Consider the following 19783-nt stretch of genomic DNA (forward strand, 5'->3'; position numbering starts at 1 on the left):
CAGGAACAGTCACCGATGGAACATCGTGAAGCGCTGCTGGCGCTGCGAACCTTTCTTTCAACGCAGATTCTCGGCCAGGAAAAACTCATCGAGCGTTTGCTCATCGCCCTGCTCGCCGACGGCCACATGCTGGTCGAGGGCGCTCCCGGTCTGGCCAAGACCAAAGCGATCAAAGAACTCGCCGAGGGCATCGAAGCCCAGTTCCATCGAATTCAGTTCACCCCCGACCTGCTGCCGGCCGACATCACCGGCACCGAAATCTACCGTCCGGAAACCGGCAGTTTCGTCTTCCAGCAAGGGCCGATCTTCCACAACCTGGTGCTGGCCGACGAAATCAACCGCGCGCCGGCCAAGGTGCAATCGGCCTTGCTCGAAGCGATGGCCGAGCGTCAGGTCAGCGTCGGGCGCAGCACTTATGAGCTGTCGCCGCTGTTTCTGGTGATGGCCACGCAGAACCCGATCGAACAGGAAGGCACCTATCCGTTGCCGGAAGCCCAGCTCGACCGTTTCCTCATGCACGTCAAGATCGGCTTCCCCGACGCCGCTGTCGAACGGCGCATCCTGCAACAGGCCCGTGGCGAGGCGTTGAATGGCGAGACCAAGCCCGAGCGTCGGGTCAGCCAGCAGGCGATCTTCGCCGCGCGCAAGGAAATCCTCGGTTTGTACATGGCCGACGCCGTGGAGGAATACCTGGTCCAACTGGTCATGGCCACGCGCAACCCGGCCAAGTTCGATCCGGAAATGGCCGAGTGGATCGCTTACGGCGCCAGTCCGCGCGGCTCGATCGCCCTCGATCGCTGCGCCCGCGCCCATGCTTGGCTGGCCGGTCGCGACTTCGTTAGCCCGGAGGACATTCAGGCCGTGCTGTTCGACGTGTTGCGCCACCGCATCATTCTGTCGTTCGAAGCCGAAGCCGCTGGCATCGATCAGGATCGCGTGGTGCAGCGGATTCTCGACGTCGTCGCCGTCGCTTGACCCCCATGAACGCCGCCCTGCCCTCCGAACCCGGTATCCGCATCAGCCTCGCCGAGCTGATCGAAATGCGTCACCGCGTGCGCGAGGTGCAACTGTTTTCCACGCCGAGTCAGCGCAGCCCGCTGATCGGCCTGCATCACTCGAAATTCCGTGGCCGTGGCGTCGACTTCGATCAGGTGCGGGTGTATCAGGCCGGTGACGATGTGCGCACCATCGACTGGCGCGTCACTGCGCGCACGCAGGAACCGCACACCAAGCTGTTCCACGAAGAGCGCGAGCGACCGATTTTCATCATGGTCGAGCAAAGCACGCGGTTGTTTTTCGGCTCGGGGCTGATGTTCAAGTCGGTACTGGCGGCGCAGGTCGCGGCGTTGATTGGCTGGGCTGCGCTGGGGCACAACGACCGCGTTGGCGGGCTGGTGTTCGGCGACAACGAGCACTATGAAATCAAGCCTCGCCGCAGCAAGCAGAGCCTGCTGCAATTGCTCAACCGTCTGGTCAAGGTCAATCAGTCGCTGCACAGCGAGCGCGAGCCGGATCGCGATGCCTTCGGCGTGGCCCTGCGCCGCGCGAGGGAAGTGCTGCGCCCGGGCAGTCTGGCCATCGTCATTTGCGATGAACGCGCTTTGTCCGACAGCGCCGAGCAGCAATTGAGCCTGCTGGCGCGGCATTGTGATCTGCTGATGTTGCCGCTGTCCGATCCGCTCGATCACGCTTTGCCCGCTGCCGGCCTGCTGCGCTTCGCCGAGCGTGGCGCGCAACTGGAAATCGACACGCTGAACTTCGACCTGCGCCAGACCTACCGCGCCCAGGCCGAAGCGCGCATCGCTCGCTGGGAGCTGCTCGCACAAAAGCTGCGGGTGTTGCTGATGCCGCTGAGCACGCAGAGCGAAATGGTCGAGCAGATGCGCGAGTTCCTCAACCCGCAGCGTCCGGGGAAAGGTCGATGAACGGCCTCGAACAACTGCAACCGCTGATCTCGCCGCCGCCGATCGCCTTCTGGCCGCCGGCGCCGGGCTGGTGGCTGCTACTTCTGCTGTTGCCGCTGCTGGGTTTTGCCGTGTGGAAGTTGCGCCGCTTCATTCCGATGAAGAAACGCCCCGTGGTGCGCGCCGAGCAACCACTGGACCCGGTACGCATCGCCGCGCTCGCCGAACTGGCGCAAATGCCCAAGCCTTACGACGGCGCTCCGGCCGGTGCCTGGCTGCAACAACTCAACGGCCTGCTCAAACGCCTGTGCCGCAACCACTATCCGTACAGCCAGAGCCACACCCTCAACGGCCGCAAATGGCTGGCCTTCCTTGACAACCGCTGCCCGGCTGCCGGCCTGACGCGCTGGATGGTGCTGGTCGAAGGCGCGTACAAACCGGAATGCAAACTCGATGACAAAGCCATCGCCGGCCTGACCCAAGCGGTCGACACGTGGATTCGCAAACATGTTTGAGTTCGCCTGGCCGTGGATCTTCGTGCTGTTGCCGCTGCCGTGGCTGATGCGTCTTGTCCTGCCGGTGGCCGACAGCGGCGAGCCGGCGCTCAAAGTGAGTTTCCTCGCCGACCTCGAAGGCCTCGCCCGCCGCCGCGCCCGCGCCAACTTGCCGGCCTGGCGGCAGCAGGCGCCATTTATCCTGTTGTGGCTGATTTTGCTGATCGCCGCCGCGCGCCCGCAATGGCTCGGCGAACCGCTGCCGATAGCCGCCAGTGGCCGTGATCTGCTAGTGGCGGTGGACGTGTCCGGTTCGATGGATTTTCCTGACATGCAATGGCAGGACGAGGAAGTCAGTCGCCTGTCGCTGGTGCAGCACTTGCTCGGCGATTTCCTTGAAAGCCGCGACGGCGACCGCGTCGGCCTGATCCTGTTCGGCAGTCAGGCCTACCTGCAAGCGCCGCTGACCTTTGACCGGCGCACCGTACGCGTGTGGCTCGACGAGGCGCGGATCGGCATCGCCGGCAAGAACACGGCGATCGGCGATGCCATCGGCCTGGCCCTGAAACGCCTGCGCCTGCGCCCGGCGCAAAGTCGCGTGCTGATTCTGGTCACCGACGGCGCCAACAACGGCGGCGAAATCAATCCGCTGACCGCCGCAAAACTGGCCGCCAGTGAAGGCGTCAGAATCTACCCGATCGGCATCGGCGCCAATCCCGAGGATAGCGGCTCGACCGGCCTGCTCGGGGTCAATCCGAGCCTTGATCTGGACGAACCGGCGCTCAAGGCCATCGCCGAAATCACCGGCGGCCAGTACTTCCGCGCCCACGACGGCTTGGAGCTGCAAGCGATCAAGGACACCCTCGATCAGCTCGAACCGGTGACCCAGCAACCGACTCAGGCACGTCCGGCGCAAGCCTTGTATCACTGGCCGCTGGCATTGGCGCTGTGGTTGAGCCTGTTGCTGGTCGTTCGCGAACTGTGGCCGGACAATCCGCTGCAACGCCTGTTCAGCAAGCAACTGTATTTGCAAAGTCCGCTGCCGGACTGGCGTCAGCGCTTGCAGCGTTTGCGCCTGCGGAGGCGCCGATGATCGCGCTCTGGCCGCACTGGTTCCGCCCTTGGTGGCTGCTGCTGTTGCCGCTGCTCGGCTGGCTGCTCTGGCAACTCTGGCACCGGCAGAAACGCGCCGGGCGCTGGCAGATGATTCTGCCGCCTGCATTTCACGCTGCGCTGCTCAGTGGCGGCAGCGGGTGCCAAAGCAAACTGCCGTGGGTCGCCCTTGGCGTGGCGTGGTTGCTGACCATTCTGGCCTTGCTCGGGCCGAGCTGGGAGCGCGTCGAACAGACCAGCCAGAAACCCGCCGACCCGCTGGTAGTCGTGCTCGAACTGACCCCGGAGATGCTCGCCACCGACTCGCCACCGACGCGTCTCGAACAGGCGCGGCGCAAGCTGTTCGACCTGTTGCAGGCGCGCAGCGATGCGCAGACCGCCATCGTCGTCTATGCCGGCAGCGCGCACACGCTGGTGCCGCTGTCGGATGATCTGGCCACCAGTCGCAATCTGCTCGACGCGCTGAAGCCGTCGCTGATGCCGGAAGCCGGCCACCGCGCCGATCTGGCCGTGGGCAAAGCATTGGCCTTGCTCAAGCAAGGTGCGCTGGGACAGGGGCGGATTCTGCTGATCGGTTCGTCGCTCAATGAAGAAGAACGGCGCGGTATCCGCCGCGCGCTGAATGGCGAGTCGACGCAACTGCTGATGCTCGGCATCGGCACCGCCGAAGGTGCGCCGATCGCCCAGGAGGACGGCAGTTTCCTCAAGGACGAGCAAGGCGCGATCCGCGTGCCACAACTCGATAGCCCGGGCCTGGCGACATTCCTAAACAGCGTCGGCGGTGAGTATCACCCGGCGCGACTCGATGAGGCTGATCTTGGCGCCCTTGGTCTGCTCAACGGCCCGCGCAGCCTGCGCGACGACGGCCAGACCGTGCGCCTCGACACGTGGGCCGATCAGGGTTACTGGCTGCTGCTGCCACTGCTGTTGCTGGCGGCGTGTGCCGGGCGCCGTGGTTGGCTGTTCTGCCTGCCGCTGCTGTGGTGCCTGCCGCAACCGAGCTACGCTTTCGACTTCGAAGATTTGTGGCTGCGCCCCGACCAGCAGGGTTTGCACCTGCTCAAGCAGAAACGCCCGGCCGAAGCCGCGCAGCATTTTGACGATCATCAGTGGCAAGGGGTGGCGTTGTACGAGGCCGGCGACTACAGTGGCGCCGCTCAGCGCTTCGCCGAGGGCAGCGATGCCCGCGCCCACTACAATCGTGGCAACGCTTTGGCCAAAAGTGGCGAGCTGGAAGCGGCGATCGATGCCTACGAACAGGCGCTGGAACTGCAACCGGATCTGCGTCCGGCGCAGACCAACAAGGCGCTTGTGGAAAACCTGCTGAAGCAGAAAAACGCCCCGCCGCCGCCCGAACCGGATAACCAGCCAAACGAACAAAGTCTGCCCGGCGATGAGCCTTCGCCCACTACCGCGCCCCCTCCGGCGGTGAGCAGCGAAACCCAGAGCGAGGCGCAACCGGCCGAGTCGGCCAGCGAACCGCCGCCGACCGCCCCGCCGCTGCCCGGCCCCAATGAAATCCCCGGCAGCAACGAGGAAGAGGAAACCGACACGGTGCCGACCCTGCGCCCGAGCGAGAACAACCTCGAAGGCGAGCAGCGTCAGGCGCTCGAGCAATGGCTGGGCAAGATCCCGGACGACCCGGGCGAACTGCTCAGGCGCAAATTCTGGTACGAACAGCAACAACATCAGGATCAGGAAAACAATCGATGACCCGCTTCACCGCTCTCTTGCTGCCCCTGCTGATCTGCACGGCCACCGCTCAGGCGGCCGAGCTGACCGCCAGCGTGGATCGCAGTCGCCTGAACTCCGGCGAGACGGTCGAGCTCACCCTCGAAACTGACGACGTCACCCAGTTCGGCAAGCCCGATCTGTCGGCGCTGGAAGCGCTGTTTGAAGTGCGCGGCACGCGCCAGGTCAACCAGCTCAACACCCTCAACGGCGACAACCGCGCGACCACACGCTGGATCATCACCCTGCTGCCGAAAGAGAACGGCAGCGTCGTGATTCCGCCGCTGCAACTGGGCGAAGCACAGAGCCAGCCGATCACCGTGCAGGTGATCGCCAGCGACAACCGCGAAGACAACAACAGCCTTGATCCGGTGTTCATCGAAGCCAGCCTCGATCAGACCAGCGTCTACGTGCAGGCCCAGGCCATACTGACCCTGCGCATCTACCACTCGGTTTCGCTGTACGACGACAGCAGCCTGAGCCCGCTGCAAATTGCCGATGCGCGCATCGAACAACTTGGCGACACGCGCACCTACGAGAAAGACATCAACGGTCTGCGCCACGGCGTGATCGAGATGCGCTACGCGATCTATCCGCAACACAGCGGCCTGCTGACCATCGCGCCGCAGACGTTCAGCGCCACGCTGGTCGATACCGCGCCATCAGCAGACGCCTCGGGGCCCAAGCCCGGCAAACTGATGCGCGTCAGCTCGGCGTCGATTCCGCTGACGGTCAAACCGAAACCGCTGACCTACCCGGTCGATGCACCATGGCTGCCGGCGCGCAACCTCAGCCTCAGCGAAAGCTGGAGCCCGGAACCGGATCACACCCAGGTCGGCGATTCCCTCACCCGCAGCCTGACCCTGAAAGTCGAAGGCCTCGCCAGCTCGCAACTGCCAGCCCTGCCCGCCACCGACGTCAACGGCCTGCGCCGCTACCCCGACCAACCGGTGCTGAGCAACCAGAGCAGCGATCGTGGCATCATCGGCAGCCGCGAAGAACGCGAAGCACTGGTGCCAAGCCGCAGCGGCGCGATCGACCTGCCAACCGTCGACGTAGTCTGGTGGAACACCTTCGAAGACCACCTCGAACACAGCAGCCTGCCCGCGCGCACCCTGCAAGTGGCGAACAACCCCAGCCTGCAAATCGACACCCCGGCCGGCACCCTGCAACCGAGCGCGCCCGACAACGACACCCTGTGGTGGTGGAAACTCAGCACCCTGATCCTCGCCTGCACCACCCTGCTCGGCTTCGGCCTCTGGTGGCGCGCCCGCTGGCAACCGGCAATCCACCGCGCCGCCCAGACCGGCCCGAGCCCGCGCACCCTGCTCGACGACATCAAACGCGCCAGCCAGGCCAACGACCCCCACGCCACCCGCCAGGCACTGGACGCCTGGGCGCGGCAACAGCCGGAAACGTTGGCGGACATGGCCGCGCGTTTTGTGCCGTTGTCGGATGCGCTGGATGGGTTGAATGGAGCGCTGTACAGCGAGACGGGACAGCACTGGCAGGGTGAGGATTTGTGGCGGGCGATCCGAACGATTCCAGCGGCGGAGCGAGTGCAGGATCCGGTGAGTGAGAGTGGATTGCCGCCGCTTTATCCGAAGTAGGTCCCGTCACCCTCGGGATTCGGAGCGGAGGTCACGGCAACCGCCGAACTCTCCGAATCGATTCCCACTTTTGGCACGTAAAACGGGGACAGACTACGTTTTCGGAGTAACTTGCTAAACATGGCCTGTCCCCGTTTACCCGCAGGTGAGTTCGACATATACAGCTTCGATGATGGCATTGTCTTCCTCAAAGTCAGGTACATAAAATCTCAAGCCCACGTCAATGACATTGAATCCTGAGCTATTGAAGACCAGAACTTCTCCTCGCCTGGACAGAAATTGTTGAGCCACCAAGGCATCTTCACCGACCAGGTTCTGCTCATCCCAGAAAAGCTTACTCCACTTAAAAAACTCGACACCAACGACTATGAGCTTGTCATCAAAGTACACATGAACGCCCAAGTCATCATAAGCGTCAGTCGGCACTGCCGAATCTTCGGTTTTGAAAAACGCCTCAAAACCGCCACCCAGGGCCGTTCGGGATTCATCTCGCGTCATACCAGCGCGAATCAATCCCAAGTCCCCGCCCCCCAAAAATCTGAAAATCTTCGTCATGTCTTCTTGAACTTTTCCTGGTTGAAGGGCAAATCTGAAGTTAGTTGATACGCCAATGCTCACTGCAACGACCCAACTCCAAGCGACTAAAGGATCCCTCAGGGACAGTCCACGTTTTTTAAACGAGGTCTATCCCGTTATCCTCAGAGATCGAACACAGAACGAACATATTCCGTCAGTCCAATTAAATCCTCGTACGCCACTGGACCAAGCAAAGGTTCATGAATGGACAAATAGACCGCTGCCGTCATGTTTACTTGCAAAGCACATTCATCCACGCCCCACAACCTTGACGGTGCAATCATCCAGTTAATCCCAGGCAGCCCTTCGCGTGACCGGCCAACAAGCGACCATGCTACCCCCCCCCTGTAGCCTTCCACGGCGACCTTCAACTTGTCGATATCAACGTTGCTAATACACTCAAACCTGAAAGCGATGAAGGGTGGCAGCGCAGAATGATCCTCCCGCTGCATTTCATTCCCAACCCTTACTTTTGGAAAACGCTGTTGATACTTTTGCCACTCCAATACGCCAATTTCAGCAATAACAGTAAGGAGATGGCCTTCTTCATTTTCAACTGTCATAAATTCAATACCTTTGATCCCTCGAGACAGACCACGTTTATTTAAATGGTAAAAAGGATAAAGGGGACAGACCACGTTTATTTAAACGTGGTCTGTCCCATTATTCCTCCAAACGCCTCAGACCTCGTCTGCGTGAAAGGAAATGAGATCAAGAAGTCGCCTAAAATTTAAATCAAGTTCTCCAATCGAGATCACGGTCACTTTCAAGATCGGTCTTGTAACCGAAATACAGCCCTACTTCCAGCAACCTGACGGCTGACTTTCCTGAAATCTTGAAATCAAAACGCTCAAGTAAGGACACCATCACTTCGTATGCCAAACCATATTCGCTATCATCTTCCAACCATTCTCTATATTGGATAATGTATCTTCATAACCCAATATACCTGACGCAAAGAAGATCGCCATTTCGGGCTGAGATTCAAGCTCCTCCAAGAGCGCTGTGAGACTTTCTTCAACAAAGACATTATCCCTACTCATAATTTTGGATTCTTGGGCACATTCACTGGATAACCTGTTACAACACGATTAAGAACCGTGTCATAAACAACTTTGATATCGAGCCCATCTCTTGTGGCATTGCCCACTACGTAACCTCTGTTATCTGGAAGCAAAAAATTGGACAGATTTATTTCCTAAAATAAATCTGTCCCCTTTCAGCCTGACCCGCGCCCCTTACTAAAGACCCGATGTCGTCGCATTCTGCACCTATGGATAACTCACTGGTGGTAGCCCTGATAATTAAATCCCTCTGGAATATCCGGCCAGACTGGCTTCCTCAGCAGTGCATCCAAATCGTCGAAGATGTCCCTGAAAAAATTGGCGAGATCCATGAAGTCCGTTCGTGAATTCAGCAACGCGGCTTTCAACATGACATCATCTGTATTTTCTTTGGCGGATGCCGCTCTGGACATATTGTAGAAAGCGTTTGCTAGCCTTTCCGCTAACTCGTCTTCCCAGTTCAGCTTGTAATCAGCTTCCCAACTGTCACCATCAAAATCACCGGCTTTATCTTTCACCAATTGGATAATCAGTTTCTTTACTGACTCGAAATCTTTCATCCTTCAACTTTCTCTTGATCGGATAACTTTTGGCTGCACTGGACAAATGGCACATTTTTACTTATCAGACATGGCTCTCACTCAAGAGAACATCGACTTCCGCCTTATTTTCAGGATGACGCTGCAGGTATTTATCACAAGCTAGCCGAAGGTATTCCATGCAAACCTCTTCACTGACAACAATTGTGTCTGCATCGCTAGAGGGATACCCATAAGAAAACTCCACTCCTTCGAAATGGCCCTCTTCAAATGAGCTATTTACATCAGGGAAGTTACAGTATGCTCCATCAACACTGAACCCCCAACGCCTCACAATATAGCCGGCCGCCTCGATGAAACGGCCATCATCATACATCCTGTCAAAATACCCTTTGACAATCCAATAAGGGTCTGACTGGCGGTATGGCTGACCGAACAGCTCCTTCATAACAACCTCACTTCATTGCCGGATCATACACTGTCATTTCTTGAGTCTTCTGAACCGGAAACAATGTCCAACTCGTCCCACAGCATCGACAAGCCTATGCTTTCCATATAAGTCCCAAAATCCAGAAAAGGCGCAACGCCGATCGCCTCAATTGAAAACCAGGTAGCGTCGCACTCTGGGCACATGAATAATTCTTTGCCAGTGGCCTTGACATGGGCACAGACAATGTAATCCTGCTGACATCTTGGGCAGATGATCATCTCTGGCTCCTGTTAGAACACGACGCCGTTGAATGAATTTTCGCGGCGCAGATTGATATATAAAGTGGTGATCAAGTCGTCGTGATCGTCAACGTAAAACCCCATACCCAACTCACCGACTTCAAATCCGTCATCGTCAATGACGGGGTCAATACCGTGGCGACGAAACAAAGCCAACACGTCCGTGGATGTTTCGCCTACCAGCTTGTGCCCGCTCCAGGACACCGTGCTTCTTTCGAAAAACTCTACCCCTTTAACCATATCTCGCGCGTCGTAGTAGACATGAAGGTCGAGCTGAAAATAAGCATCCGTAGTATTCAAGGAGTCAGCTGTTTTCCAGAACACTTCGAAACCGGCTCCAAGAATGTCGCGCACTTGTCCTCTGGACAACTTGCCATTCAAAGGGCCGACCGCTCCGTACTCCGCAATTGAAAAGTCCATTTGAAGCCTCTTGCTGGCGAACAATCCAGTCCCCACTCTTACCCGAAAGCGTGTGGGCGCGCTCTATCATAGTTCCTTAATATAGGAAGAAAAGTTTCCGCCACCTTGATCAATATGTAGTCGCCCGCATTTATTGCATCGATAAACAGTAGTAGCACCCGCACCTATCTTCTGATAGAACTCTTCCTCAGACAACCAACGGTCTGCCAAGGCAGCACCCAGCTCATCTATCTTTCGCTCGGCAACCATTGAAAACTCTAACTCGGAAGTACCATGAGACAAATTGATTATCTGACCGCACACACAGGAAAATTTAGGCATTGTATTGGTGGCTCAACTCAAGAAATGTAAAAAAAACGCCCACGGTCTTGAGGCGGACACATCAAAACAAAAAATCTTTCATCAGCGAGTGTTGGGAAGGGATCAATCATTGTTTCACCTGATAAAACGTAACCACCGGGCCGTAATCCTCATCCGAGTTCGACACCTCGACAGTGAATAATGTGTCCGGGAATTTCTCCTTCAACACCATTCGCCAGGCAAACCCGATCATCTCGCACAGTTGAAGAAATATTCTGGGCGATACACCATTTCCGAATTGGCCAAAAACATCATAAATTTTCACATAATTCATAAGCCGCTCAACCTCCGCCATGTCGCCAGCGGCCAGGTTCACGCAGCGCGCGAACGCTTCATGTGAAAAATTCCGCTCGAGGAAGACGCCTCCCTCAGACACGATGAACGTCGGGAACAGCAACGTGGAAAATATCAATATCTGTTCCGGGTGGCATTGGTCGTTGATATACGAATGAATATCCAGGCCTTCCTGATTCGACCACTGCTGCTTCCATGTGTCGAAGGGTTCTGTGTCGATAACCCATGGTATAGAGTTGATCACTTGCATTACATTGGCTCCCCACTCGATCTTCGGGCGTCAGCTTTATCGAATAACGCTGAAGACTGGACGTAACGCTTGCGACTGAGATGATATCAATACGATGGCTCGATATTAGGTAGCCGCTGTAAGGGCGTCAACGAGCGAATCGTCGAAATGCCCTGCGGCGTTCCGCTGGGACAAGCTCCACCGGCGCAATAATCTGTAAACTCTCCCCTCTTTCGCCGCCCTCATTTCATCTGCGGCCATCACCTCTTTTCTGTAGCGGAGTCCACCTTGCGTCTGTTCCACACCTCCGACTGGCACCTTGGGCAAAACCTGCACGGCCAGGAGCGCGATTTCGAGCACGCGTGTTTTCTCGAATGGCTGCTGCGCCAGTTGCACTTGGCGCAGCCGGATGTGCTGCTGATCGCCGGAGACATCTTCGATACGGTCAATCCGCCGGTCAAAGCGCAGGAACGCCTCTACGATTTCATCGTCAGCGCTCACGAACAGCAGCCGCTGCTGACCATCGTGATGATTGCCGGCAACCATGATTCCGGCTCGCGGATCGAGCTGCCGGCGCCGTTGATGCGGCGTTTGCGCACTCACGCGTTGGGACGTGTGTTATGGCTGGATGACGGGCAACTCGATGCCGAGCGCCTGCTGCTGCCGCTGCCGAATGCCCAGGGAGAAATCGCCGCGTGGTGCCTGGCGCTACCATTCTTGCGCCCGGCGGAAGTCACCGGCGCGCATCTGGGCGACAACTATCTGCGTGGCATCGGTCAGGTGCATGAATGGCTGATCGCGGCGGCGAATGCCAAGCGCCAGCCCGGGCAGGCGTTGATCGCTATCAGCCACGCGCACATGGCCGGGGGCTCGGTGTCGGAGGATTCCGAGCGCAGCCTGATCATCGGCAATGCCGAAGCCCTGCCCGCCAGCCTGTTCGGCGAAAGCATCAGTTACGTCGCCCTCGGCCATTTGCACAAGCCGCAGAAGGTCAACGGCGAGGAGCGCATCCGCTACAGCGGCTCGCCGATTCCGCTGTCGTTCTCCGAAATCGGTTATCAGCATCAGATTCTCGATGTGGTCCTCGACGGTGAAACACTGGTCAGCGTCGAGCCGAAACTGATCCCGCGCTCGGTCAATCTGCAGCGCATCGGCCCGGCGCCGCTGGCCGAGATTCTGCTGCAACTGGCCGACCTGCCGAACATCGATCTGCTCGCCGAAACCCAGCGCCAGCCATGGCTCGAAGTGCGCGTGCGCCTCGATGAGCCGCAGCCGGATCTGCGCCATCAAGTGGAAACCGCACTGCAAGGCAAAGCCGTGCGACTGGTGCGCATCGCCGCTGAATACGCCGGCAATCGTGGCGCCGATGGCAGCGATGATGGCAGCACGTTGATCGAACTCGACCAGCTCACTCCGCAGGAACTGTTCAGCCGCGCCTGGCTCGACAATTACGGCAGCGAGGTCGACGAGCAGACGCTCAAGGACTTCGCTGAACTGCTGCAGGACGTGCAACTGGAGGGCGAGCAGCCATGAAGATTCTCGCCATTCGTTTGAAGAACCTCGCCTCGCTGGCCGGGCCGTTCGAGATTGATTTCACCGCTGAACCGCTGGCCAGCGCCGGTCTGTTCGCAATCACCGGCCCCACCGGCGCCGGCAAAAGCACGTTGCTCGATGCCTTGTGCCTGGCGCTATTTGGCGCTGTGCCGCGTCTGAACAACACCGGCCGTGATGCGAAAGTCCCGGATGCTGATGGTGAAATCGCCACTGGCGACCCGCGCACCTTGCTGCGACGCGGCACCGGTGAAGGCTATGCCGAAGTGGATTTTGTCGGCGTCGATGGCCGCCGCTATCGCGCGCGCTGGGAAGCCAATCGCGCTCGCGAGAAGGCTGGTGGCAAACTCCAGGCCAGTCGGCAGAGCCTGCGCGACATCGATCAGGATCAACTGCTCGCCAGCCAGAAAGGCGAATACAAAACCCAGCTCGAAGCCGCGCTGGGCCTGAACTTTGAACAGTTCACTCGCGCTGTGCTGCTGGCGCAGAGTGAGTTCAGCGCGTTCCTCAAGGCCGACGACAACGACCGCAGTGAACTGCTGGAAAAACTCACCGACACCGCGCTGTACACCCGCCTCGGCCGCCGCGCCTTCGACAAGACCAAAGAAGCCCGCGAAGCGCACAAGCTGTTGCAGGATCAGGCTACCGGTGTGACGCCTTTGGCGCCGGAAGCTCGTGCCGAACTCGACGAGCGTTTCAACACCGCGCAGCAACAGATGAAGGCGCAACAGGCGCAGCTCAAACAACTTGAGCAACAACACGGTTGGCTGAAGGATTTGCGTCTGTTGCAGGAAGCGCAGCAAGCGGCCAGCGAACAACTGCAAACCGCGCAACAGCAATGGCAGGCACTGGCCGGCGAGAGGGTAAAACTGACGCGTCTGGAACAGCTTGGCCCGCAGCGTCATCAGTTCGCGCGCGAGGCTGAGCTCGATGCGCTGCTCACGCCACTGGCGACGCAGATTGCCGCGCACACCCAACAACACGCGGCGCTGGGCGAACGCCAGACGGAGCTGGAACAGAACCTCGGCGCAGCGAAAGTCGCCCTGAGCGCAGCGCAACAACGCCAGAGCGAAAATGCGCCGTTGCTGCGTCAGGCATTCGAAGAGCAAAGCACCCTCGCCCGCCTGATCAAGGACACCGCCAGCAGTGCCGAAGCCCGGCAAGCGGCCGAGCAAGCGTTCAAGGATGGCCAGAGCGCGATTCAGGCTTTGCAGGAAAAGCAGACAGAAGTCGCCGCGCGTTTGCAACGCATCGCCGCGGAGCTTGAGCAGAGTGCGCATCTGGCGCCGTTGAGCGATGCCTGGAGCGCCTATCGCGATCGTCTGCAACAGCTGATGCTGATCGGCAACCGCTTGAACAAGGGCCAGAGCGAACTGGCGTCCCTCGAACAGAACGCCGCGCACAATGCTGAGCAACTGGCCTCGCACAAACAGCAACTGGAAGTGCTGTTCAAAGAAGCCGGCGCAGAGCCGGACGCAGTCGCCGAACAGATCGGCCTGCTTGGCACCTTGCTGCAGGACAACCGCAAACAGCTGCGCGCAATCGAAGATCTGGCGCGCCTGTGGGCGTCTCAGCAGGATCTGGACAAGCGCAGCGCCGAGTTGCAACAACGCCAGCTCGACGCGCAGCAGCAACGTGAACGTCTAACCCAGGACGGGGTGAAAACCAAGGCCGAACTGACCGTCGCCGAGCAGACCCTAAATGTCACTCGCGAACTGCTTGAACGTCAGCGGCTGGCGCGCAGTGCCAGTGTCGAAGAGCTGCGCGCGCAGTTGCAGGACGATCAACCCTGCCCGGTCTGCGGCAGCAACGAGCATCCCTATCACCAGCCCGAAGCGCTGTTGCAAAGCCTTGGCCGTCACGATGAAAGCGAACAGGCCAACGCCCAGCAAGTGGTCGATCAGCTCAAGGAAAAACTGATCGAACTGCGCGGCGAAGTCGGTGGCGTGATCGCACAACAGAAAGAATTGCTCCAGCAACAGGAACAACTCGCGGCGCAACAACAAGCCCTGGCCCCGAGCCTCGACGCGCATCCGCTGGCCGCGCAACTGTTCAATCAGGACGCCGACAAACGCGACGCCTGGCTCAGCCGCCAGACCGAGCAATTGAACCAGAGCATCACTCAGGACGAACAACGCCAGAGCGCCCTGCTCACCTTGCAACAGGACGCGGCGCGCTTGTCGCAGCAATTGCGTCAGGCTGAAGCGGCGCATCAGCAAGCGGCGCAACAGCTGAGCCATCAGCAGCATGAACTCAACAGTGATCGTCAGCGCCTTGAGGAAGAACTCAGCGCGTTCGGCCCGCTGCTGCCCGCCGACACGCTCGAAGCCTTGCGCCTGGAGCCGGCGGCAACGTTCATGCAGCTGGACCGGCAGATCGCCGAGCGTTTGACCCAGCTCGAACAGCAAAAGGAAGAGCTGAGCGAACAGCAGCAACGCCAGCAGACGCTGGAGAAAGAGCAGGATCGCCAGCAGCTGCGCACTCAGCAGCTGCACAGTGCCGAACAGCAATTCACGGCGTTGACCGAGCAACAGCAAGGCTGTCAGGAAAAACTCGCGCAGTTACTTGGCGAGCACAGCAACGCCGAGCATTGGCAGCAGCAGTTGGAACACGCAGTGGAACAGACGCGTAGCGCCGAAACCCGTACCGCTGAGGAGCTGCAAAGCGTGCGCACGCAGCTGGTGCAAATCGCTGCAGAGCTCAAATCTCAGCAGGAACGCCTGCAAGCACTGCAAGCTGAAGACCAGGCACTCGCCGGCAAGATCGCCGATTGGCGCGCCAGCCATCCGGAACTGGATGACGGCGGCCTCGAGGACTTGCTGCGCTTCGACGACGCGCAAGTCACCGAACTGCGCCAGACCCTTCAGCACAACGAAAAAGCCATCGAACAGGCCCAGGTCCTGTTGCAGGAGCGCGATCAGCGCCTGCTCGATCACCAGGCCCGGCAGGACGGCAATCTTGACGCCGAACAGCTGGACAGCGCCCTCGCCGAGCTGCAGAACCAGTTCGCCGTCAGCGAACAGCAGTGCGCCGAACTGCGCGCCGAACAGGTTGAAGACCAGCGCCGGCAGAACGCCAATCAGGCGCTGGCCCAGCAGATCGCCGACGCCTATGCCGAGTACCAACGCTGGGCGCGGCTCAGTGCCTTGATCGGCTCGGCCACCGGCGACACCTTCCGCAAGATCGCCCAGGCCTACAACCTCGACCTGCTGGTGCATCACGCCAACGCGCAGCTGCGCCAACTGGTCAAACGCTATCGCCTCAAACGCGGCGGCAGCATGCTCGGCCTGCTGGTGATGGACACGGAAATGGGCGACGAACTGCGCTCGGTGCATTCGCTTTCCGGCGGCGAGACGTTCCTCGTATCACTCGCCCTTGCGCTGGGTCTGGCCTCGATGGCGTCGAGCACGCTGAAAATCGAATCGCTGTTTATCGACGAAGGTTTCGGCAGCCTTGATCCGGAATCCTTGCAACTGGCCATGGACGCGCTCGATGGCTTGCAGGCGCAGGGGCGCAAGGTGGCGGTGATTTCCCATGTGCAGGAAATGCACGAGCGGATTCCTGTGCAGATTCAGGTGCGGCGCCAGGGCAATGGTTTGAGCACGCTGGAGGTGAAATGAACACGCTGTATTCCTTCCGCCGCTGCCCTTACGCCATGCGTGCGCGAATGGTCCTGCGTTATGCGGGCGTGCCGGTGGAGATCGTTGAGGTCAGCCTCAAGAACAAGCCGGCGGAAATGCTCGCGCTCTCACCCAAGGGCACCGTGCCGGTGCTGAATGCCGATGGCGTGGTGATCGATGAGAGTCTGCAGATCATGCGCTGGGCGTTGGCGCAGAATGATCCGGATGATTGGTTGTACAAGGATGATCCGGGAGCAGACGTCATCATGGACATGCTGATCGAGACGAACGATCAACGATTCAAGACTTCGTTGAACCACTACAAATACGCTGAGCGTTATCCAGAGCAACCGATGGAGGTCTATCGCATGCAGTGCGAGATGATCGCCCACTATCTGGATCTGACGCTCGCAGACCACGACTATTTGCTGGGTGACCGGCTCAGTCTCGCCGACATCGCCCTGCTGCCCTTCGTCCGACAGTTCGCTCATGTTGATCGCGAGTGGTTTGCGCAGACGCCTTATCTTCGCTTGCAGGCCTGGTTGCAGCGCTTGCTCGAATCTGAGCTGTTCACCTCGGTCATGAAGAAGTAACCCTCTCTCCCTCTTGATCGTTCCCACGCTCCGCGTGGGAATGCAGCCGGGGACGCTCTGCGTCCCATTGGAACGCGGAGCGTCCCTTGAGGCATTCCCACGCAGAGCGTGGGAACGATCTTCGTCAGGCCAGGGCGTTGCACATGCCCAGCGCCATGCAATCCACTTCAAACGGCCCGAGAAAATCCACCGCGACCTTGACCGGTGGATTGCCGGCCATCAGCCCCAGCGTGTTGGCGCGTTCAATGTTGTGGGCGATGTTGTGGTTGGCCTCTATGGCCCGGGCCAAGCCACCCACCGAGCCCTGGCCAAACCCCAGGAGTGAGGCGCCGTTGGTCATCAGCGCGAGGCTGGCGATGACCCAGAGTCTGTAGCCTTTCATGCGCCGCCGACTCCTGCGAGTTCGGCCCTGTCGACCATGGCGCTTTGCGAGCGCAGTTCGAACTGGATGCCGGGGTGGGCGACGTCGATCGGGGCGTCGAAGCTGTGTTCCATCTGTGCGCCGATGCTGACGAACAGCACCACGGCCAGGTACAGACCAATGGCCAGGTAGGCGCCGCGTTTGGCGGAAGTGAGGATTGCGCTGGCCATGGTGTTCTCCGTGGGCAAAGGTTTCGATGGCCACAGAATCAATCAAAAAAGCCGAAGCAACCACTCAGGGTTTGCAATGGTGAATATCAGCTTCGTTGATTATTTAGCCGCTCTATTTGCCGGCGAGAGAAAACCTATGAGTGGTGAACGCGCGCGCGCGTAGGAGCTGCCGAAGCCTGCGATCTTCTGATTGATCGTTCCCACGCTCCGCGTGGGAATGCCTCAAGGGACGCTCCGCGTTCCAATGGGACGCAGAGCGTCCCGGGCTGCGTTCCCACGCAGAGCGTGGGAACGATCAGGTTACGCGCGCGCGTAGGAGCTGCCGAAGGCTGCGATCTTTTGACGATGAAGATCAAGAGATCGCAGCCTTCGGCAGCTCCTACAGGAGAACGGTGCGCTCAGGCTTGGGTTTTGTGATCCAGCGCGGCGTAGAAGTTGGCGCTTTGTTGCAGGTATTTCTGGGTGTAGCTCTGGGTGTGGGATTTTTTGCTGGCGATTTCGACGTTGGCACCGGCTGGCAATACCACGGTGGCAGAAATGGCGGAAGCGGCGATGACGGAGAAGAGATTGAAATTCATGGCGGTAACCCTCGTGTTCGTTTGCTTGGTTTGCCCGGTCGGGCTGTGAAACAAACGTAACGCTCGAGGGTTGCCTCCTTGAAATCTTTTGTAGCATTAGCCGATATCAGTGCAATTAATACAACGATGCAGGCCCCGCAGACCGGGGCCTGTGGCTTATTGTCGCACCAGGAATTTCAGATCGCTTGGCGCGTCCATCGGCAGTTTTTGCACGGTTTTGCCCAGCAGACCGCTCTTGGCATCGCGCTCGACGACGACAATCTGGTTGCTCTTCTGGTTGGCAATCAAGACGAATTTACCGCTCGGATCGAGGGCAAATTCGCGCGGGTGATCACCTTCGACCGAGCGCTTTTGCAGCTCTTTGAGCTGACCGGTCGCAGGATCAATGCTGAACACTACGAGCTGATTGGCCGTGCCGCGATTGCTCACGTAGAGAAACTTGCCGTCAGCCGAGGCATGCAGCGCCGCGCCGGCCTTGTCCGAGGTTGGCTGGCCCGCCGCGAGATCGACCAGTTGCGTCTGGGTCAGTACGCCGTCCTTGTAGTCGAACACCGCGACCTGTGCACTCATCTCCATGGTCAGCCAAGCGTGTTTGCCGTCAGCGCTGAACAGCAGATGACGCGGGCCACTGCCGGCCGGCAAGGCTACCGAGGCGGTTTTCGCCGGGGTTAGCGGCAGGTGCGGGTTGGCCTTCGGGTCGTACTGATAGATGAAGACTTTGTCTGCGCCCAAATCATTGGAGAACACATAGCGCCCGTCCGGCGACGACACCGTCGAGTGCACGTGATTCGAGGCCTGACGCTCAGGGTTGACCCGACTGGCCGGGTGTCCGCTCATTTGCACTACCGGTTTCAGCTGGCCGTCGGCATCGACCGGCAATACCGCCAGGGTACCGCCCGGATCTTCCATCACCGAGTAGTTGCTGACGAACAGGTGTTTGGCATCGGCGCTGAGGCTGGAATGGGTCGGCTCGTTGCCCAGGCTCTGCACCTGATTGATCAGGCTCAGCGCGTGGGTCTTCGGGTCGATGGCGAAGCTGCTGACGCGGCCGACCGGGTCAGTCTGGCCCGGGCCGTTTTCGTTGACCACGAACAAGCGTTTCTGGTCTTTCGAGAGGGTCAGCCACGACGGGTTTTCGGTCTTGACCACTTGCAGCGGCTTGGCGTCGATCTGGCCGGTGGCGCTGTCGAACTGCATGCGGTAGATGCCCTGGCTGGAACCGGCGGTGTACGAGCCGACCAGCAATTGCAGGGTGTCGGCAGAGGCGCTGGAAAGCCCCATCGCGCCGACGCTGCCGGCCATCAGCAAAGGCCAGAAATTACGCATCTTCATTATTGTCATCCTCATCGTCGCTGCTGCTGACTACGTCGCCGACGCACACCAGACGATGCTCGCCCGTGGTCTTGGTGTCGCTGGCGTAACCGACGATCAGCCAGCTCTGCAGCGTCTCATCGAACGTCGCTTGCGCGACCTGCGCCGGGGTGAATTGCCAGTGCTTGGCTTCGCGGCCATCGATGCATTCGATGTGCAGGTTATCGTCCTCGTCGAGGGCGAATTCGAAGGCGTGCAGGCCATCGATTTCGACCATACCGCAGTGTTCGAGGGCGTTGAGAAGGGTTTGGGCAGTCATGGCAAACAGTCTTTCTAGGGGGAAAGGGCCAATGATAGCCCAATGTGATCCGAAGGCCCCTGCTGGAACCTCTGTGGGAGCGAGCCTGCTCGCGAAAGCGGTGTGCCAGTTGATCGTTCCCACGCTCTGCGTGGGAATGCCTCTAGGGACGCTCCGC

Annotated in this window: 22 protein-coding genes; 9 read left to right on the top strand and 13 right to left on the bottom strand. The window is 59.4% G+C overall.

What is annotated here, in order from left to right:
- Positions 1 to 15 precede the first annotated feature (15 nt).
- Genes J5M66_RS15800 through J5M66_RS15825 form a run of 6 tightly spaced genes read left to right on the top strand, consistent with a single transcriptional unit; the run spans position 16 to position 6852 of the window.
- On the top strand, positions 16 to 975 hold the full coding sequence (locus J5M66_RS15800) for a MoxR family ATPase (protein ID WP_007913915.1): 960 nt from the start codon (positions 16 to 18) through the stop codon (positions 973 to 975).
- A 5-nt stretch (positions 976 to 980) separates the two neighbouring features.
- The gene (locus J5M66_RS15805) at positions 981 to 1925 is read left to right on the top strand and encodes a DUF58 domain-containing protein (protein WP_016774988.1); all 945 of its coding nucleotides are present in this window, start codon (positions 981 to 983) and stop codon (positions 1923 to 1925) included.
- On the top strand, positions 1922 to 2419 hold the full coding sequence (locus tag J5M66_RS15810; RefSeq protein ID WP_042606790.1) for a DUF4381 domain-containing protein: 498 nt from the start codon (positions 1922 to 1924) through the stop codon (positions 2417 to 2419). The genes J5M66_RS15805 and J5M66_RS15810 overlap by 4 nt, the downstream gene beginning before the upstream one ends.
- Positions 2412 to 3491 (top strand): VWA domain-containing protein, encoded by a 1080-nt coding sequence (locus J5M66_RS15815; RefSeq protein WP_207808672.1) that lies wholly within the window; start codon positions 2412 to 2414, stop codon positions 3489 to 3491. The genes J5M66_RS15810 and J5M66_RS15815 overlap by 8 nt, the downstream gene beginning before the upstream one ends.
- Complete coding sequence (locus tag J5M66_RS15820; protein WP_207808670.1) at positions 3488 to 5224, top strand: tetratricopeptide repeat protein; 1737 nt, start codon at positions 3488 to 3490, stop codon at positions 5222 to 5224. Before J5M66_RS15815 ends, J5M66_RS15820 begins: the two co-directional genes overlap by 4 nt.
- Positions 5221 to 6852 carry a BatD family protein gene (locus J5M66_RS15825; protein ID WP_160769430.1) on the top strand — a complete coding sequence of 544 codons (1632 nt, stop codon included), beginning with the start codon at positions 5221 to 5223 and terminating at the stop codon, positions 6850 to 6852. Before J5M66_RS15820 ends, J5M66_RS15825 begins: the two co-directional genes overlap by 4 nt.
- A gap of 135 nt (positions 6853 to 6987) precedes the next feature.
- On the opposite strand, the gene J5M66_RS15830 is transcribed toward J5M66_RS15825, so the two are convergent.
- From J5M66_RS15830 to J5M66_RS15865, 8 genes are all read right to left on the bottom strand, one after another.
- The gene (locus J5M66_RS15830) at positions 6988 to 7407 is read right to left on the bottom strand and encodes a hypothetical protein (protein WP_207808660.1); all 420 of its coding nucleotides are present in this window, start codon (positions 7405 to 7407) and stop codon (positions 6988 to 6990) included.
- Between the two features lie 143 nt (positions 7408 to 7550).
- Positions 7551 to 7991: a hypothetical protein gene (locus J5M66_RS15835; RefSeq protein WP_136492531.1), complete on the bottom strand. Its 441-nt coding sequence runs from the start codon at positions 7989 to 7991 to the stop codon at positions 7551 to 7553.
- A gap of 172 nt (positions 7992 to 8163) precedes the next feature.
- Entirely contained in the window at positions 8164 to 8334 is a 171-nt protein-coding gene (locus tag J5M66_RS26985) for a hypothetical protein (protein ID WP_243432850.1), read from the bottom strand.
- Positions 8335 to 8710: 376 nt separating this feature from the next.
- Positions 8711 to 9052: a hypothetical protein gene (locus J5M66_RS15845; RefSeq protein WP_207808658.1), complete on the bottom strand. Its 342-nt coding sequence runs from the start codon at positions 9050 to 9052 to the stop codon at positions 8711 to 8713.
- Between the two features lie 64 nt (positions 9053 to 9116).
- Entirely contained in the window at positions 9117 to 9479 is a 363-nt protein-coding gene (cdiI, locus tag J5M66_RS15850; RefSeq protein WP_207808656.1) for a ribonuclease toxin immunity protein CdiI, read from the bottom strand.
- A gap of 23 nt (positions 9480 to 9502) precedes the next feature.
- Positions 9503 to 9739 (bottom strand): hypothetical protein, encoded by a 237-nt coding sequence (locus J5M66_RS15855; RefSeq protein WP_223630941.1) that lies wholly within the window; start codon positions 9737 to 9739, stop codon positions 9503 to 9505.
- A 12-nt stretch (positions 9740 to 9751) separates the two neighbouring features.
- Positions 9752 to 10180, bottom strand: a complete 429-nt coding sequence (locus J5M66_RS15860; RefSeq protein ID WP_207808648.1) for a hypothetical protein — start codon at positions 10178 to 10180, stop codon at positions 9752 to 9754.
- Positions 10181 to 10607: 427 nt separating this feature from the next.
- The gene (locus J5M66_RS15865; RefSeq protein WP_207808647.1) at positions 10608 to 11084 is read right to left on the bottom strand and encodes a hypothetical protein; all 477 of its coding nucleotides are present in this window, start codon (positions 11082 to 11084) and stop codon (positions 10608 to 10610) included.
- Between the two features lie 267 nt (positions 11085 to 11351).
- Here J5M66_RS15865 and J5M66_RS15870 point away from each other — a divergent pair, with 267 nt between their 5' ends.
- Genes J5M66_RS15870 through J5M66_RS15880 form a run of 3 tightly spaced genes read left to right on the top strand, consistent with a single transcriptional unit; the run spans position 11352 to position 16827 of the window.
- Complete coding sequence (locus tag J5M66_RS15870; RefSeq protein ID WP_056789434.1) at positions 11352 to 12596, top strand: exonuclease SbcCD subunit D C-terminal domain-containing protein; 1245 nt, start codon at positions 11352 to 11354, stop codon at positions 12594 to 12596.
- Positions 12593 to 16234, top strand: coding sequence for an AAA family ATPase (locus J5M66_RS15875; RefSeq protein ID WP_207808644.1), 3642 nt, complete (start codon positions 12593 to 12595; stop codon positions 16232 to 16234). Before J5M66_RS15870 ends, J5M66_RS15875 begins: the two co-directional genes overlap by 4 nt.
- Positions 16231 to 16827, top strand: coding sequence for a glutathione S-transferase (locus J5M66_RS15880; protein ID WP_207808642.1), 597 nt, complete (start codon positions 16231 to 16233; stop codon positions 16825 to 16827). Before J5M66_RS15875 ends, J5M66_RS15880 begins: the two co-directional genes overlap by 4 nt.
- Before the next feature lie 124 nt (positions 16828 to 16951).
- On the opposite strand, the gene J5M66_RS15885 is transcribed toward J5M66_RS15880, so the two are convergent.
- The 5 genes from J5M66_RS15885 to J5M66_RS15905 form a co-directional block, all read right to left on the bottom strand.
- Positions 16952 to 17209: a hypothetical protein gene (locus tag J5M66_RS15885; RefSeq protein ID WP_039763921.1), complete on the bottom strand. Its 258-nt coding sequence runs from the start codon at positions 17207 to 17209 to the stop codon at positions 16952 to 16954.
- Positions 17206 to 17418, bottom strand: coding sequence for a hypothetical protein (locus tag J5M66_RS15890; RefSeq protein WP_039763920.1), 213 nt, complete (start codon positions 17416 to 17418; stop codon positions 17206 to 17208). Before J5M66_RS15890 ends, J5M66_RS15885 begins: the two co-directional genes overlap by 4 nt.
- Positions 17419 to 17816: 398 nt before the next feature.
- Positions 17817 to 17996, bottom strand: coding sequence for a hypothetical protein (locus J5M66_RS15895; RefSeq protein ID WP_016775003.1), 180 nt, complete (start codon positions 17994 to 17996; stop codon positions 17817 to 17819).
- A 156-nt stretch (positions 17997 to 18152) separates the two neighbouring features.
- Positions 18153 to 19328: a lactonase family protein gene (locus J5M66_RS15900; RefSeq protein ID WP_207808639.1), complete on the bottom strand. Its 1176-nt coding sequence runs from the start codon at positions 19326 to 19328 to the stop codon at positions 18153 to 18155.
- Positions 19315 to 19626 carry a DUF5629 family protein gene (locus tag J5M66_RS15905; RefSeq protein ID WP_122746069.1) on the bottom strand — a complete coding sequence of 104 codons (312 nt, stop codon included), beginning with the start codon at positions 19624 to 19626 and terminating at the stop codon, positions 19315 to 19317. Before J5M66_RS15905 ends, J5M66_RS15900 begins: the two co-directional genes overlap by 14 nt.
- Positions 19627 to 19783 lie beyond the last annotated feature (157 nt).

Source organism: Pseudomonas sp. 67(2021) (genome assembly GCF_017491835.1).
GTDB lineage: Bacteria > Pseudomonadota > Gammaproteobacteria > Pseudomonadales > Pseudomonadaceae > Aquipseudomonas > Aquipseudomonas atacamensis.